Annotated in this window: 13 protein-coding genes; 12 read left to right on the plus strand and 1 reads right to left on the minus strand. The window is 45.2% G+C overall.

Annotation, left to right across the window (positions count from 1 at the left end; translation table 11 throughout):
* The first annotated feature begins 24 nt into the window (after positions 1–24).
* The 3 genes from recO (at position 25) to acpS (ending at position 1,972) form a co-directional block, all read left to right on the plus strand.
* Positions 25–753 (plus strand): DNA repair protein RecO, encoded by a 729-nt coding sequence (gene recO / locus OW495_RS18510; protein WP_102554974.1) that lies wholly within the window; start codon positions 25–27, stop codon positions 751–753.
* Entirely contained in the window at positions 750–1,487 is a 738-nt protein-coding gene (gene pdxJ / locus OW495_RS18515) for a pyridoxine 5'-phosphate synthase (protein WP_289887701.1), read from the plus strand. The genes recO and pdxJ overlap by 4 nt, the downstream gene beginning before the upstream one ends.
* Before the next feature lie 104 nt (positions 1,488–1,591).
* A complete protein-coding gene (gene acpS, locus OW495_RS18520) occupies positions 1,592–1,972 on the plus strand; it encodes a holo-ACP synthase (protein ID WP_017108146.1) in 381 nt (126 codons plus the stop codon).
* A gap of 171 nt (positions 1,973–2,143) precedes the next feature.
* Here acpS and barA read toward each other — a convergent pair whose 3' ends face one another.
* Complete coding sequence (barA, locus tag OW495_RS18525; RefSeq protein WP_102314711.1) at positions 2,144–4,957, minus strand: two-component sensor histidine kinase BarA; 2,814 nt, start codon at positions 4,955–4,957, stop codon at positions 2,144–2,146.
* 165 nt (positions 4,958–5,122) lie between these two features.
* On the opposite strand from barA, the gene rlmD reads away from it, so the two are divergent.
* The 9 genes from rlmD to truD all read left to right on the plus strand — a co-directional run bounded on the left by rlmD (position 5,123) and on the right by truD (position 15,823).
* On the plus strand, positions 5,123–6,442 hold the full coding sequence (rlmD, locus tag OW495_RS18530) for a 23S rRNA (uracil(1939)-C(5))-methyltransferase RlmD (RefSeq protein ID WP_289887704.1): 1,320 nt from the start codon (positions 5,123–5,125) through the stop codon (positions 6,440–6,442).
* Between the two features lie 136 nt (positions 6,443–6,578).
* Entirely contained in the window at positions 6,579–8,804 is a 2,226-nt protein-coding gene (gene relA, locus OW495_RS18535) for a GTP diphosphokinase (RefSeq protein WP_029223233.1), read from the plus strand.
* A gap of 263 nt (positions 8,805–9,067) precedes the next feature.
* The gene (gene mazG, locus OW495_RS18540) at positions 9,068–9,883 is read left to right on the plus strand and encodes a nucleoside triphosphate pyrophosphohydrolase (protein WP_029222469.1); all 816 of its coding nucleotides are present in this window, start codon (positions 9,068–9,070) and stop codon (positions 9,881–9,883) included.
* Between the two features lie 132 nt (positions 9,884–10,015).
* Positions 10,016–11,656 (plus strand): CTP synthase, encoded by a 1,641-nt coding sequence (locus OW495_RS18545; protein WP_017108150.1) that lies wholly within the window; start codon positions 10,016–10,018, stop codon positions 11,654–11,656.
* An 81-nt stretch (positions 11,657–11,737) separates the two neighbouring features.
* The gene (gene eno / locus OW495_RS18550) at positions 11,738–13,036 is read left to right on the plus strand and encodes a phosphopyruvate hydratase (protein ID WP_004735393.1); all 1,299 of its coding nucleotides are present in this window, start codon (positions 11,738–11,740) and stop codon (positions 13,034–13,036) included.
* A 253-nt stretch (positions 13,037–13,289) separates the two neighbouring features.
* Positions 13,290–13,571: a cell division protein FtsB gene (ftsB, locus tag OW495_RS18555; RefSeq protein WP_004735394.1), complete on the plus strand. Its 282-nt coding sequence runs from the start codon at positions 13,290–13,292 to the stop codon at positions 13,569–13,571.
* Entirely contained in the window at positions 13,571–14,272 is a 702-nt protein-coding gene (gene ispD / locus OW495_RS18560) for a 2-C-methyl-D-erythritol 4-phosphate cytidylyltransferase (protein ID WP_289887711.1), read from the plus strand. Before ftsB ends, ispD begins: the two co-directional genes overlap by 1 nt.
* Positions 14,273–14,274: 2 nt before the next feature.
* Positions 14,275–14,754 (plus strand): 2-C-methyl-D-erythritol 2,4-cyclodiphosphate synthase, encoded by a 480-nt coding sequence (gene ispF, locus OW495_RS18565; protein WP_289887740.1) that lies wholly within the window; start codon positions 14,275–14,277, stop codon positions 14,752–14,754.
* Between the two features lie 22 nt (positions 14,755–14,776).
* On the plus strand, positions 14,777–15,823 hold the full coding sequence (truD, locus tag OW495_RS18570; RefSeq protein ID WP_289887713.1) for a tRNA pseudouridine(13) synthase TruD: 1,047 nt from the start codon (positions 14,777–14,779) through the stop codon (positions 15,821–15,823).
* Positions 15,824–15,826: the final 3 nt, after the last annotated feature.

Genomic DNA, 15,826 nt, shown 5'->3' on the forward strand with positions numbered 1-15,826 from the left:
TGTATCTGTAAGAAGGGTAAGTTATTGAGCGAAGGGTTACAGCGATGCTTTGTGTTGCACCGTCGACCATACAGTGAGTCGAGCCTGATTCTGGACGTCTTCAGTGAAGAGTACGGTCGGGTGACGTTGATGTCTAAAGGTGCGCGGAGTAAGCGTTCTAATTTGAAAGGTGCATTGCAACCTTTTACGCCTCTGCTGCTTAAGTGGTCTGGCAATGGTTCAATGAAAACGTTGCGCCAAGCTGAACCTATCAGCTTGGGGCTTCCTCTTGCCGGTATCAATCTGTATTCAGCAATGTACGTCAACGAGTTAGTTGGGCGAGTGTTGATGGCCGAAGTGGCCATGCCCGCATTTTTTCACGACTATCTTCATGCCTTAACAGAACTCGCTCATAATGAGAATCCTGAGCCAGCGCTACGTCGTTTTGAATTGGCTCTACTTTCCGCTATGGGGTATGGCGTCGACTTTTTACACTGTGCGGGTACCGGTGAGCCGATTGATCCGAGCATGACTTATCGTTATCGAGAGCAGAAAGGTTTTATCGCATCGGTACGTCGAGATAACCTAACTTTTATGGGCGATGAACTTATCGCAATCAGTGAACGTAGGTTTGTCACTAAAGAGCAGTTAAAAGCGGCAAAACGCTTTACACGCATAGCCTTAAAGCCGTATCTTGGCGGCAAACCATTAAAAAGTAGAGAGCTATTTATGCCAACAATAGCCCTCTCTAGAGCACGGAGTATTGGAAAATGAGCTCAATCCTTTTAGGCGTTAATATCGATCATATTGCAACACTACGTAATGCACGTGGTACTAAATATCCAGACCCAGTACACGCAGCTGAAATTGCTGAACGTGCTGGTGCTGACGGCATCACTATTCACCTGCGCGAAGATCGCCGTCACATCGTTGACCGTGATGTACGCATTCTTGCTGAGACAATCCAAACTCGCATGAACCTTGAGATGGCCGTGACGGACGAGATGGTTCAAATAGCACTCGATACTAATCCTGAGTTTGTTTGCTTGGTTCCAGAAAAGCGTGAAGAGCTAACGACTGAAGGTGGCTTAGATGTTGCCGGTCAACTAGAGAAGATCAAAGCGGCGACCGAAAAATTGTCGGCTGCGGGTATTAAGGTCTCTCTATTTATTGATGCAGATCGTGAGCAAATTGATGCAGCAAAAGCATGTGGTGCACCGTTTATTGAGCTTCATACTGGTCATTACGCTGATGCGAAAACAGAAGAAGATCAGCAAGACGAGCTTAAAAAGATTGCAGCAGGCGCAAGCTACGCAGATGATCTAGGTATTACAGTCAATGCTGGTCATGGTCTGACTTACCACAACGTAGCACCCATTGCGGCACTCCCTGAGATCTACGAGCTGAACATCGGTCACTCGATCATGGGACGCGCAGTGTTTGATGGTTTGAATAAAGCCGTTGCAGACATGAAAGCAATCATGGAAACAGCACGTAATAACGCTTAACTTTTTAAGTAGTTAAGTAGTTAAGTAGTTAAGTAGTTAAGTAGTTAAGTGGTTAATCAAAAACCAATAGAATCAATAAATCGAAGTTTAATAGTAAGGTAAACATGGCTGTTGTTGGATTAGGTACAGATATCGCAGAAATCGAGCGTGTAGAAAAAGCACTATCACGAAGTGGTGAGGCTTTCGCTAAACGTATTTTGACGGATTCTGAATTTGAAGTATTCCAGCAGCTTAAGCAAAAAGGGCGTTACCTTGCGAAGCGTTTTGCGGCTAAAGAAGCGGCATCGAAAGCGCTCGGTACCGGTATCGCGCTTGGTGTTACCTTTCATGACTTTGAAATATCGAACGATGAGCATGGCAAGCCCGTTTTGAGTTTGCATAAAAAAGCTCAGGAAATCGCACTGGCGAATGGAACAAAGTCGATTCATCTAACGATTTCCGATGAACGCCACTATGCGGTGGCGACGGTATTACTTGAGTCGTAAGCTTTGGACTGAACCATGTGTTTAGTCGTCTGCTTAGACTGCGAGCGAATTGATTAACACTGACCAAATATTCAAGTTAATAAAAGCAGAGCTCATGGCTCTGCTTTTTTATTATCTGAATGCGTTCAATTTACTGCTAACTGTTAACTGCCTTCAACCAACCGCTAACTTTTAACTGTTAATCGGCTGCAAGTAATGAATCGCTGTTGCCTGAACCTTATCTAATTCATCCTGCAATTCAAACAGCTCTGGCTCAATCGCCTCAATGGAAGTACCTGAACGCAACTCTTTCTCTATCGTTGCACATACCGATTTTAGCCTTGGCACGCCGCTGTATGAGCTGCTGCCGTGCATCTTGTGGATGATATGTATCAGTTCTTCAACAGGGAAGTCGTTGTCTTCTATTGCTTTCTCTGCGGCTTCGTAAACCTCAGGAATAAAGTCCACTAACATTCGCAGCATGTCGCGTGCAAGATCCTCTTTGTTAGCGGCTTGCTTCATTGCGGCCTGCCAATCAATGATGATGTTTTTGTGCACGTTCGCTTCTGTTTCTTGTGGCTGGCTATTATCTATCTCAACCGCGACGGCAGGATGTTCAGGGTCTATTTTATTGATATGCTCAACCTCTGAAGCTGGGCTCCAATGAAGCAGAACCTGCTGTAAGACATGCTCTTCGATAGGCTTGGTTAGGTAATCATCCATGCCCGCAGCGAGCAGTCGATCTCGCTCACCCATCATGGCGTGCGCGGTCACCGCGATAATCGGTGTGTTGGCGTTGTTAGCGAGTTTCTTAATGTGCTTACAAGCGGTCACTCCATCCATTTGTGGCATTTGGATATCCATGAAGATGATATCAAATGGTGTGCTAGTCGCTTTGTCGATCGCTTGTTGACCGTTAGTACAGCTGATCACGGTTTCTACTCGCTCTTTCAATAACGCAGTAATCAACTTCAGGTTGGCTGGGTTATCGTCGACCGCCAGTACCGTTAACGGTAGCTTCTCTTCTGAGTGTGTTTCAATCGCTGGTGCAATCAAGGTTGGTGCTTGATTAGAGATCAGAGTTTGTAGCAGTTTCTTACGTGAGAGAGGCTTGGTAATGCACTGAACATCGACCTCTTTCATCAGTTGTTCACCCAATGCAAGTTCGGTACTTGGCGTACCAATAATCACGTTCTGAGCAATCTTCTTCGCACCAATCGCCCAACCACTGACGGTATCAAGTTGGTACTCTTGGTTCGCGGCTAAGTTAAGTAGAACGTAGTCATACGAGGTAGATTCGTCAGGCATAACCGAACGGTACGTTACCACTAAGCCTTCTTGGGTTAGGATCTGCTGAGTAATCGATGCCGCTTGCATGTTCGGCTCGATCAACAGTAACTGTTTGTCTTGTAGGCATTGAGTTTCGATAAGCTCGGTCATTGGCATATCAGTCGTTGATAGCCTTAAGGTAAACCAGAAGGTTGAACCTTGGTGCAGGCGACTAGTGAGACTGATCTCACCGCCCATTTGGCTTACCAATTTCTGTGTGATAACGAGACCAAGGCCTGTACCACCATAACGACGAGAGATACTCGCATCTGCTTGGCTGAAGGCTTGGAATAGCTGAGCCTGTTGACGCTCCGAGATACCAATGCCGGTGTCTCGAACCATGAATTGAAGCTCGATGTTGTCTTCGGTCTGAGAACGAAGTTCAACACTGATATCGATATTGCCACGCTCGGTAAACTTGATTGAGTTACCAACAAGGTTGGTTAGGATCTGCTGAATACGCAGCGGATCACCAACAACGCCTGGTGGCACTTTCGGGTCGATCTTAAGGGTCAGCTCTAGGCCTTTCTCATGAGCGTTGGTGGCTTGAAGGTTCACTACCTCTTCAAGGCTGGCTTGGAATTCAAATGGGATGTTCTCGAGCGCTAATTTACCAGCTTCGAGTTTCGAGAAATCAAGAATATCGTTGATGATGCTGAGCAAGTTATTGGCAGAGCGTTCAATGGTCTGCAAGTAATCGGTTTGGCTGGTCGACAGGTGGGTCTTAAGCATCTGACGAGTAAAGCCAATCACACCGTTGAGCGGCGTTCTTAATTCGTGAGACATGTTAGCCAAGAACTCAGACTTAACACGTGCTGCTTCTTGAGCGCGTTTTTTCGCAATGTCTAACTCTACGTTCTGAATCTCTAATTGCTCTAGGGTCTCACGCAGATCAGACGTGGCTTGGTCGATGCTGTGTTGCATCTCAACGTGATACTCTGATAGCGACACCGCCATCGCGTTGATACCGTTTTTTAGTGAATCTAGCTCACCATGCATCTTGCCTTCGATACGCACATCGAGGTGACCACGTCGAATCCGGTCAACCATGTTTTTCATGTGCGTGATCGGTTGAGTTACATCGTGCATTAAGCGGAACGCAAACACACCCGATAAACCAAGTCCCAGAATCAACACCAAGAAAGCAGAAAACACCTCTTGATACTGCTGTAATCGCAATGAAGATAAGTCGAGCTCAATTGCGATATAGCCAATGGCTTGGTTCGCTTGCGATTGCCCGTTGGCTGAGTTGATGTATTGCCCCTCAGCGATGATGGGCGTCCTGAGAATCAGCGTGTTATCGAGCAGGTTCGAAGAGCTCAAATGCGGTATCGGTTTATCTTTGGGATAAGTGAGGCTTTCAAAATCGGGATGGAAGTTTGAGGTTACGAACAACTCATGGCGATCATCAAATACCGCGATACTGCGCACAAGGTTAGAGTTTTTTCGATGCGCATAGCTGATGAGCTGGCGAACAGACTCTCGGCTTTCGAGTTGCATGCCAGATGCGCTCGCAATCGCAAGCGGTTCTATAATGCTAGTACCAGTGTTAACCACCTGACCCTCAAGGTCTTGATAGCGGTTAAATGAGAAAAATGCACTCAATAGCAGCCCAATAATTAGGGTTGGAGCTAGAGTTAAGGTAATTACACGGGCTCTTAAGCCATATCTGGTCATGTTCTTTAATTACATCGAGGTCTGGATATGGGAAAATAACGCGCACAATGGCGGTTAAGTGAACGGTAAGCTTAATCAAAGCCGTGACGTTCGACAATGATTCCAAGGCATAATAGTGAGTCCTGGATACAAATTACTTATTAAAAGATACATTAGGCACAAGCAATGGCACGTTTTTTTCAACCAAAAAAGAAAACTCAATTCGAGACCAAGCACCAATCGGTTTTGGTTGAACGAATGGATCACAATGGGGCAGGGATTGCTTATCAGAAGAATAAGCCCGTTTTCATTGATGGTGCATTGCCGGGTGAGCAGGTTGTTATTCAGCTCGTCGAGAGTAAGAGTAAATTTGCGCGAGCAAAACTGATTAAATTACTGGAGCCAAGCGAACTGCGTTTGAAGCCTTTCTGTAAACATTTTAATCAGTGCGGTGGCTGTCATCTCCAGCACCTTGGCTACTCTTCTCAGGTAGAACATAAAGCGCAGTCTTTGAGCCATCTGATGAGCCAATATCAAACGGATAAAACCGATGTTGTTGAACCGATTATTGGTGATGAAACAGGTTATCGTCGCCGTGCGCGCATCAGCTTATTTGTCGATAAAAAGACACAGCAGCTTCAATTTGGTTTCCGTAAAAAGCAAAGCAAGCAGATTGAAAATATTACCGATTGTGCGGTGCTTGACCCTCGTCTCAATATCTTGCTGCCAAAGCTGAAAAGTTTACTGAATACTTTCAGCAACCTTACTTCTTTAGGACACGTTGAATTAGTGATCGGGGATACTGGTCCAGTCATGGTGCTACGCCACCTTAAGCCTTTGGTTGAAAAAGATGAGCAATCTTTGATTGAGTTGGCTCAGGCAGAAGGCGCTACGCTGTATTCTATGCCAGAAACTGACAAGTTGATTCGTTTAATGGGTGATACGCCAAGCTATAGCGAAACCGGCGTAACCTTACCTTTTGAGCCAAACCACTTCATTCAAGTGAATCAAAAGGTCAATCAGCAGATGGTAACTCAAGCGATTGAATGGTTAGAGCCTCAAGCCGATGAGCGAGTGCTCGACCTGTTTTGTGGCTTGGGCAACTTCAGTCTGCCTATCGCACAACAATCTGCGTTTGTGGTGGGGGTTGAAGGTGTCGATGAAATGGTTCAGCAGGCAACGTCTAACGCAGCTTTGAATCAATTAAGCAATACAGAGTTCTACCAAGCGAACCTTGAGGAAGAGCTGTCTTCACAACCTTGGGCAAAAGAAAGATTTGATAAAATCCTGCTCGATCCTGCTCGTGCTGGAGCGAGTGGGATCGTTGATCAAATTTCAGGCTTAGGAGCGAAGCGTGTGGTTTATGTTTCGTGTAATCCTGCTACTCTAGCTAGAGATTCAGAGAGCTTAGAAAAACAAGGCTACCAATTGGCTAAGCTAGGCATGTTGGACATGTTCCCTCATACCAGTCATCTCGAATCGATGGCTCTCTTTATCAAGGCTTAGAAGCCCTTAAATAAGGCTTAAAAATGTATTACAAAGGTGCGGGGCAGCTTGCACCGATATCAATATGAGTCGAACTAACGTGGAACCAGTTAGTCATATTGAATTGGGTATAAAACATAATAACTAGGAAGGCATGATGGTTGCGGTACGAAGCGCACATTTAAACCCAAGCGAACAGTTTGAGCTAGATAATTGGATTGCGTCACTGAATCAAGACGCAAAAACCTCGAATAAACTGACCAAAGTTTATCGTCACTGTGAAGAGCTATTAAAAGATCACGAGCAAGGTGAACTTTTGCTTTGGCGTGGGCGAGAGATGATCGAAATCTTGGTCACCTTGTCGATGGATCGCGCTACTTTAGTGGCGGCACAACTTTTCCCTGTTGTATCAAGCGGTGTTTTTGAGCGTGAAGCGTTTGAAGAAAGTTACGGAAAGGAAACCGTAAAGCTGATTGATGGCGTGGAAGAAATGGCGGCTTTGGGCCAGCTAAATGTCACCCTTGAAGGCAGTGCAGCCTCGGGTCAAGTCGATAATGTTCGACGAATGCTATTGGCAATGGTGGATGATTTCCGCTGCGTAGTCATCAAACTAGCAGAGCGAATTTGTAACCTCATAGAAGTGAAAAAGGCCCCTGATGCTGTGCGCCGTGCGGCAGCAAAAGAGTGTGCCAACATCTATGCGCCTCTTGCAAACCGTTTAGGTATTGGTCAGCTAAAGTGGGAAATTGAAGATTACGCTTTCCGCTACCAACAACCTGATACATACAAGCAGATTGCTAAACAGCTGTCTGAGCGCCGTATTGTGCGCGAACAATACATCACCGACTTTGTTGATGATCTCACGTCAGAAATGAACCGTTCAAGCATCAATGCTGAAGTCAGCGGTCGACCAAAACACATCTACAGTATCTGGCGCAAAATGCAGAAAAAAGGCTTAGAGTTTGATGAGCTTTTTGACGTGCGTGCAGTGCGTATTATCGCGGACCAGCTGCAAGACTGTTATGCCGGCTTAGGTGTGGTTCACACCAAATATAAACATCTACCTAGTGAATTTGATGACTACGTGGCGAATCCTAAGCCGAATGGTTATCAGTCGATTCATACCGTAGTTCTTGGCCCTGAAGGCAAGACCATTGAAATTCAGATTCGTACCAAGCAGATGCATGAAGACTCTGAATTGGGCGTTGCTGCGCACTGGAAATACAAAGAAGGTGCATCTAGCGGCGTACGCAGTGGCTACGATGAGAAAATCACTTGGTTGCGTAAGCTTATCGACTGGCAAGAAGAGATGTCGGATTCTGGCGAAATGCTGGATGAAGTACGTAGCCAAGTCTTTGATGATCGTGTCTATGCCTTTACACCACGCGGTGATGTGGTCGATTTACCAATGGGTGCAACACCGTTGGACTTTGCTTACCACATCCACTCGATGGTTGGACACCGTTGTATCGGTGCCAAAGTCGCAGGTCGAATCGTTCCGTTTACTCATAAATTAGCGATGGGCGATCAAGTTGAGATCATCACTCAAAAAGAACCGAATCCATCACGCGATTGGCTAAATCCGACGACAGGCTTTGTTCATTCCAGTCGAGCTCGAGCAAAAATTAACGCTTGGTTCCGCGCTCAGAGTCGTGAGAAAAACCTCGAAGCGGGACGAGATATCTTAGAAGTCGAGCTAGGCAGAGTCGGCGCCACACTGAAAGATGCTGAGCAATACGCGCTGAAACGATTCAACGTCAACACTCCAGATGAATTATATGCGGGTATTGGTAGCGGCGATTTGCGTATCAACCAAGTCGTTAATCACATCAATGCTTTGGTCAATAAACCAACGGCGGAAGAAGAAGACAAAAAAGCGCTAGAGAAGTTGCTTGAGTCTGACAATAAGCCAGCGCATCAGAGCCGTCCGAAAAAGGATGCTGTTGTTGTTGAAGGTGTCGATAACCTAATGACCCACTTGGCTCGTTGTTGTCAGCCTATCCCGGGCGATGTGATCAAAGGTTACATTACTCAAGGGCGTGGTATTTCAGTACACCGCAGCGATTGCGAACAGTTGAGTGAACTTAATCTGCATGCTCCCGAACGTATCATTGACACTGTGTGGGGCGATGGTTTTGTAGGCTCGTATATTTTAACGCTGCGTGTAGAGGCGCTAGAACGTACCGGCTTGTTGAAAGACATCACATCCTTGTTCTTGAACGAAAAAGTCAGTGTGACGACAATGAAGAGCCGTATTGACTATAAACGTCAGCTGTCGGTGATGGATTTCGATTTGGAAGTGACCAACATTGAAATTTTGAGTCGAGTAACGAGCCGAGTAGAACAAATCAAAGATGTCATGTCGGTTAAACGCCTAGGCTAACTTTCACGTTGCATTAGTCACTTTTACTGCGTTAACTGCGCTTTCTTGTTCCATCACATAGGCGAGCTATGCTCAGGAATCGCGAAAGCTTGTTGCCTTGTTAAAGTAACAACTGCTTAGTGAAAGATGCGTAATTTAGATAATTAGACAGTATCAACAAAGGTGAGTGGTTTTGGCTGCTCACCTTTTTTAGTATCAGTACCTTTTAGTTTTAGAAGACGTTATAAATTTAAAAATCAAAGACAGTGAATAGGAAGAAAACGATGAATCACCCGATTGAACAACTTGAACAGATTATGACTAAGCTGCGCGATCCTGAAGGTGGCTGTCCTTGGGATTTGAAACAAAATTTTGAAACAATTGTGCCGCATACTATCGAAGAGACCTACGAGGTGGTGGACGCGATTCACAATAAAGATTGGCCAAACCTACAAGAAGAGTTGGGTGACCTGTTGTTTCAGGTGATTTTCTACAGTCAATTAGCAAAAGAGCAGGGCTTGTTTGAGTTCTCTGATGTGGTCGACGGTATTAATGAGAAGCTGACGCGCCGTCATCCACACGTATTTTCTGATACAGAGTTTGCTAGTGATGAAGAAATTAATGCCAATTGGGAAGCTGAAAAAGCCAAAGAGAAAGCACAGGCAGGCAAAACTCAAGAAAGTATTCTAGACTCAATACCAAACTCTCTACCTGCACTTTCGCGTGCTACAAAAATTCAAAAGCAAGTCGCGAAATTTGGCTTTGATTGGGACTCTATTGGCCCAGTCGCCGACAAGGTTTTAGAGGAAGTTGATGAGGTGCTAGAAGAAGCGCTTCAAGTAACGCCAAACGAAGATTTAGTTGAAGAAGAACTGGGTGATTTGTTGTTTGCTACCGTCAATTTAGTGCGACATTTAGGTAAAAATCCAGAAACGGCTCTCAATAAAGCCAATCTGAAATTTTCACGCCGCTTTAAAGGTGTGGAACAAAAAGTTCGTCAGCAAGATAAAATTTTGACCGACTTTTCTCTACAACAGCTTGATTCCATGTGGGATGAAGTCAAAGTGGCGGAGAAAAGATCATCAAAGCTTTTATCATGAATTGATTTGAAGCAAAAAATAAAAAATTGCAGTGTGATAGATTTCACGTTGTGGCGATAAGGGGCTTCTGGTATATTTTCATCCCGTCCAGAAGTAATCCATTTCCCTCATTCAACCAATTTCAGGTTAAACATGACGACAAATTACATTTTTGTTACTGGCGGGGTTGTATCCTCTCTAGGTAAAGGTATTGCAGCAGCATCTCTTGCGGCTATTTTAGAAGCTCGTGGTCTTAAAGTGACTATGATGAAGCTTGACCCTTACATCAACGTTGATCCAGGCACTATGAGCCCGACTCAACACGGTGAAGTGTTCGTTACGGAAGATGGCGCTGAAACAGACCTTGACCTTGGTCACTATGAGCGATTCATTCGCACCAAGATGACTAAGCGTAACAACTTCACAGCAGGTCGTGTTTATGCTGACGTTCTACGTAATGAACGTCGTGGTGACTACCTAGGTGCAACAATCCAGGTTATCCCTCACATCACTAACTCTATCAAAGAACGCGTAATCTCTGGTGCTAAAGGCCACGATATCGCGCTTGTTGAAGTTGGTGGTACTGTAGGTGATATTGAATCTCTACCATTCATGGAAGCGATTCGTCAGTTAGCAGTAGAACTAGGCCGTGAACGCGCAATGTTCATGCACCTTACTCTAGTGCCATACCTAGCAGCAGCGGGTGAAGTGAAAACTAAGCCAACGCAACACTCTGTAAAAGAGCTACTGTCTATCGGTATTCAACCTGACATCCTAGTTTGTCGTTCAGATCGTGTTATCCCAGCAAACGAACGTAAGAAAATTGCTCTTTTCTGTAATGTACAAGAAAAAGCAGTTATCTCTATGAAAGACGTAGATTCAATCTACAAGATCCCACAATTAATCCGTGCTCAAGGCATTGATGATCTTGTATGTACGCGTTTCGGTATCAATGCACCAGAAGCTGATCTGTCTGAGTGGGAACAAGTAATTTACGAAGAAGCTAACCCAACGGGTGAAGTGACGATTGGTATGGTTGGTAAGTACATTGAACTGCCTGACGCATACAAATCAGTAAATGAAGCGCTGAAACACGCAGGCTTGAAAAACCGCCTAAGTGTCACAATTAAATATGTAGATTCACAAGATGTTGAATCTAAAGGCACAGAAATTCTACAAGACCTAGATGCAATCCTAGTTCCTGGTGGCTTTGGCGACCGTGGTGTTGAAGGTAAGATCCTTGCTGCACAATACGCTCGTGAAAACAAAGTACCTTACTTAGGTATCTGTCTAGGTATGCAAGTTGCTCTTATTGAGTACGCTCGTAACGTTGCGAAGATGGAAGGTGCACACTCTTCTGAATTCTGCAAAGAAACTAAATACCCTGTTGTTGGCCTAATCACTGAGTGGATTGACGGCGAAGGTAAAGTTGAAGAGCGTACTGAGAAATCAGACCTAGGCGGCACAATGCGTCTTGGTTCACAGCTTTGTCACCTAGCGAAAGGGACGAAAGCTTACGAATTATACGGTAGCGCGACGATCCATGAACGTCACCGTCACCGTTACGAAGTGAACAACAATCTTCGTCCACAAATCGAAAAAGCGGGCCTAAAAGTATCGGGTCTGTCTGCGGACAAGAAACTGGTTGAAGTTATTGAGAACCCGAACCACCCATGGTTTGTTGCTGCTCAGTTCCACCCAGAGTTCACTTCAACACCTCGCGATGGTCACCCATTGTTTGCAGGTTTCGTTAAAGCGGCTGGCGAATTCCAGCGCGGCGAATTAGAAAAGTAAAAAGGAATCCAGGTAGCTGCGTAAGTTGTGCTGCTACCTTTAAATTTGACATTTATATATTCAACGAGAAGGAAACATTCAATGTCTAAGATCGTTAAAGTTCTAGGTCGTGAAATCATCGATTCACGTGGTAACCCAACTGTAGAAGCTGAAGTACACCTAGAAGGCGGTTTCGTAGGTATGGCTGCTGCTCCATCTGGCGCATCTACTGGTTCTCGCGAAGCTCTTGAGCTACGTGACGGCGACAAATCACGTTTCCTGGGTAAAGGTGTTCTTAAAGCAATTGAAGCTGTAAACGGCCCAATCGCTGACGCTCTAGTTGGTAAAGACGCTAAAGCACAAGCTGACGTTGACCAAGTTATGCTTGATCTAGACGGTACTGAGAACAAGTCTAAGTTTGGCGCTAACGCTATCCTTGCTGTTTCTCTAGCTAACGCAAAAGCTGCTGCTGCTGCGAAAGGCATGCCTCTATACGAGCACATTGCTGAGCTAAACGGTACTGCTGGTCAGTTCTCTATGCCTCTACCAATGATGAACATCATCAACGGTGGCGAGCACGCTGATAACAACGTTGACATCCAAGAGTTCATGATCCAACCAGTTGGCGCTAAAACTCTTAAAGAAGGTCTGCGTATCGGCGCTGAAGTATTCCACAACCTAGCTAAAGTTCTTAAGTCTAAAGGCTACAGCACTGCAGTTGGTGATGAAGGTGGTTTCGCTCCTAACCTTAAATCTAACGCTGAAGCTCTAGAAGTTATCGCAGAAGCTGTTGCAGCTGCTGGTTACGAACTAGGTAAAGACGTTACTCTTGCTATGGACTGTGCAGCATCTGAGTTCTTCGACAAAGAAGCTGGCATCTACAACATGAAGGGCGAAGGTAAAACTTTCACTTCTGAAGAGTTCAACCACTACCTAGCTGAACTTGCTAACAACTTCCCAATCGTTTCTATTGAAGACGGTCTTGACGAGTCAGATTGGGATGGCTTCAAGCACCAAACTGAACTTCTAGGCGACAAGCTTCAAATCGTTGGTGACGATCTTTTCGTTACAAACACTAAGATTCTTGCTGAAGGTATCGAGAAAGGCGTAGCTAACTCTATCCTTATCAAGTTCAACCAAATCGGTTCTCTAACAGAGACTCTAGCTGCTATCAAGATGGCTAAAGACGCTGGCTACACTGCAGTAATCTCTCACCGTTCTGGCGAAACTGAAGATGCAACTATCGCTGATCTAGCGGTAGGTACAGCTGCAGGTCAAATCAAAACTGGTTCTATGAGCCGTTCTGACCGTGTTGCTAAGTACAACCAACTTATCCGTATCGAAGAAGCTCTAGGTTCTAAAGCTCCTTTCAACGGCCTTAAAGAAGTTAAAGGTCAATAATTCCTAGCGAATTATTAATCTAAGCTTTTGAAAACGCTCTACTTCGGTAGGGCGTTTTTTTTTGCTTAAAATACGTCATTCCCTAGACTGACGAAGGAAGGAGTAGGGAACTTCATTGTTACCACTCACTATTCTGTCCAATAACTCCCAGACTTATTGATTCCCTGACACCACATATCTCGCACCAATAAGCTCATTATGGTATATATGTGCCTTATTCTAGTTCCTTCTTTTTCAACCGGCGAAAGGTGTTATGCGAATTTTTGCTTTAGTACTGCTCATAGTGTTTGGCTGGCTACAACACACACTGTGGCTCGGTAAAAATGGTATTTCTGATTACTACGGTGTGAACAACGAAATCCAAGTTCAGCAGCAAGTAAATGAAAAGCTTCATCTTCGTAATGCTGAGATGTTTGCGGAAATTGACGATCTACGCCAAGGCTTAGACGCGATTGAAGAGCGCGCACGTCATGAGCTTGGAATGGTGAAAGAAGGCGAAACGTTTTATCGTATTATTGGTGAGGAATCTCATTAATGTCGAACCAACTTCAAAGCGTTATTGCAGTGGTCCCCGCTGCGGGCGTCGGCAGCCGAATGAAGGCCGACCGTCCCAAACAATATCTTCAAATTCACGGTAAAACGATTTTAGAGCACACCGTTGAGAAACTGTTGTCTCACCCTCAGGTGTCTAAGATCGTGGTAGCGGTCAGTGATGATGATCCTTATTACCCTGAATTACCGCTTAACCTTAATCCACAGGTGATCAGAGTGTCCGGCGGGACGGAACGAGCCGATTCGGTGCTTTCTGCTTTGGACTATATTGCCCAACAGCAACTCAGTGATTGGGTGATGGTGCATGATGCCGCTAGGCCTTGTATCCAATTGAGCGATATCGACAAACTGATCTCTGGTGCTATGACCCATGATGTTGGCGCGATTTTAGCTGCGCCTGTTCGCGATACAATGAAACGCGGTGCTCAAGGACAAATTGAACACACGGTCGATCGCGTCGATCTCTGGCATGCGCTTACCCCTCAGATGTTCCGAGCTAAGCCTTTACGGAAAGTCTTGAGTGAAGCCTTGCAACAAGGTGTTTCAATTACCGATGAAGCGTCTGCGTTTGAGTGGAAAGGTTTATCGCCAGCACTGATTGCTGGGCGTTCAGATAATTTTAAGATTACTCAGCCTGAAGATTTGGCTTTGGCTGAGTTCTATTTAAGTCAGAATAAGGAATAATGATGATTCGTATTGGCCATGGCTTTGATGTACACAAATTTGGTGGTGCAGGCCCGGTAATTATTGGTGGCGTGAGCGTCCCTTATGAACAAGGTCTTATCGCACACTCAGACGGTGATGTTGCCCTGCACGCATTGTGTGATGCTTTACTGGGTTCAATTGCAGCGGGTGATATTGGTCGTCATTTCCCTGATACGGATGATGAATGGAAAGGCGCAGATAGCCGCGAATTACTTAAAGATGTTTACCGTCGAGTAAAAGAGCAAGGTTATGTGATTGGTAATGCTGATATTACTATCATGGCGCAAGCTCCAAAGATGGCTCCTCATATAGACTCTATGTGTCAAGCCATTGCTCAAGATTTAGAAACAAGCATTAGCAATGTGAATGTAAAAGCCACGACTACTGAGCGTTTAGGTTTTACAGGTCGCAAAGAGGGCATCGCATGTGAAGCGGTGGTCCTAATTACTAAAAGTGCGTAAGCACCAACACGAAAAGAACAGCATGTCAGATATTTTATCTTCATTGGCTTACCTAAACGGTAAACCAACTGCGAAAGCAAAACTAAAAGCAAAAGCCGAACACTTTGTCGTTAATGAAGACTTGGGTTTTGAGTTTACTGGTGAAGGCGAGCACCTAATGGTGCGTATTCGTAAAACTGGTGAGAACACGAGCTTCGTAGCAAACGAGCTGGCTAAAGCGTGTGGTGTTAAGTCGAAAGACGTGAGCTGGGCTGGTTTGAAAGACCGTCATGCTGTGACAGAACAGTGGTTGAGCGTGCATCTACCAAAAGGTGAGCCTGACTTTTCTGCTTTTCTCGCACAATACCCAAGCATTGAGATCTTGGCGACAGCGCGTCACAACAAAAAGTTGCGTCCAGGCGATTTAATTGGCAACCAATTTGAACTGACTTTGTCTGAAGTAACGGACTGCGATGATGTGGTAAAGCGTTTAGAAAAAGTTGCTCAGGTAGGCGTGCCAAATTACTTCGGTGCTCAGCGCTTCGGTAATGAAGGTAACAACTTATCTGAAGCTCGTCGTTGGGGTCGTGAAAACGTTCGCACGCGTAATCAAAATAAGCGCAGCTTGTACCTCTCTGCTGCTCGTTCTTGGATCTACAACTTAATCCTTTCTGACCGTATTGAGCAAGATGCGTTTGCGTCGGCATTGGTTGGCGATATCGTCGTTAAAGACGGCGCTCAATTAGCTGTGACGGCAGATAATATCGATACGGTAAATCAAGATATCGCGAACGGTTCTGCGTTTATTACCGTTGCTTTGGCTGGAGATAATGCGTTACCGACGACTGATGTGTCTCAAGCTCTAGAGCAGAAACACCTTGATGCTGAACCGGATCTAATGGCGCTTATTTGTGGTAACCGTATGCGCCATGATCGCCGTGAAGCTTCGTTGAAGCCGATGGGGTTAACTTGGGAAGTGAACGAAGATAATGTCACTCTTAAGTTCTCTCTCGATGCAGGTTGTTTCGCAACCGCTATTGTTCGTGAATTGGTTGAAGAAGTTCACGTAGAGAGAAGCTACGAGCAATAACGA

It is taken from the genome of Vibrio sp. 14N.309.X.WAT.E.F5, assembly GCF_030397615.1.
Taxonomy (GTDB): domain Bacteria; phylum Pseudomonadota; class Gammaproteobacteria; order Enterobacterales; family Vibrionaceae; genus Vibrio; species Vibrio lentus.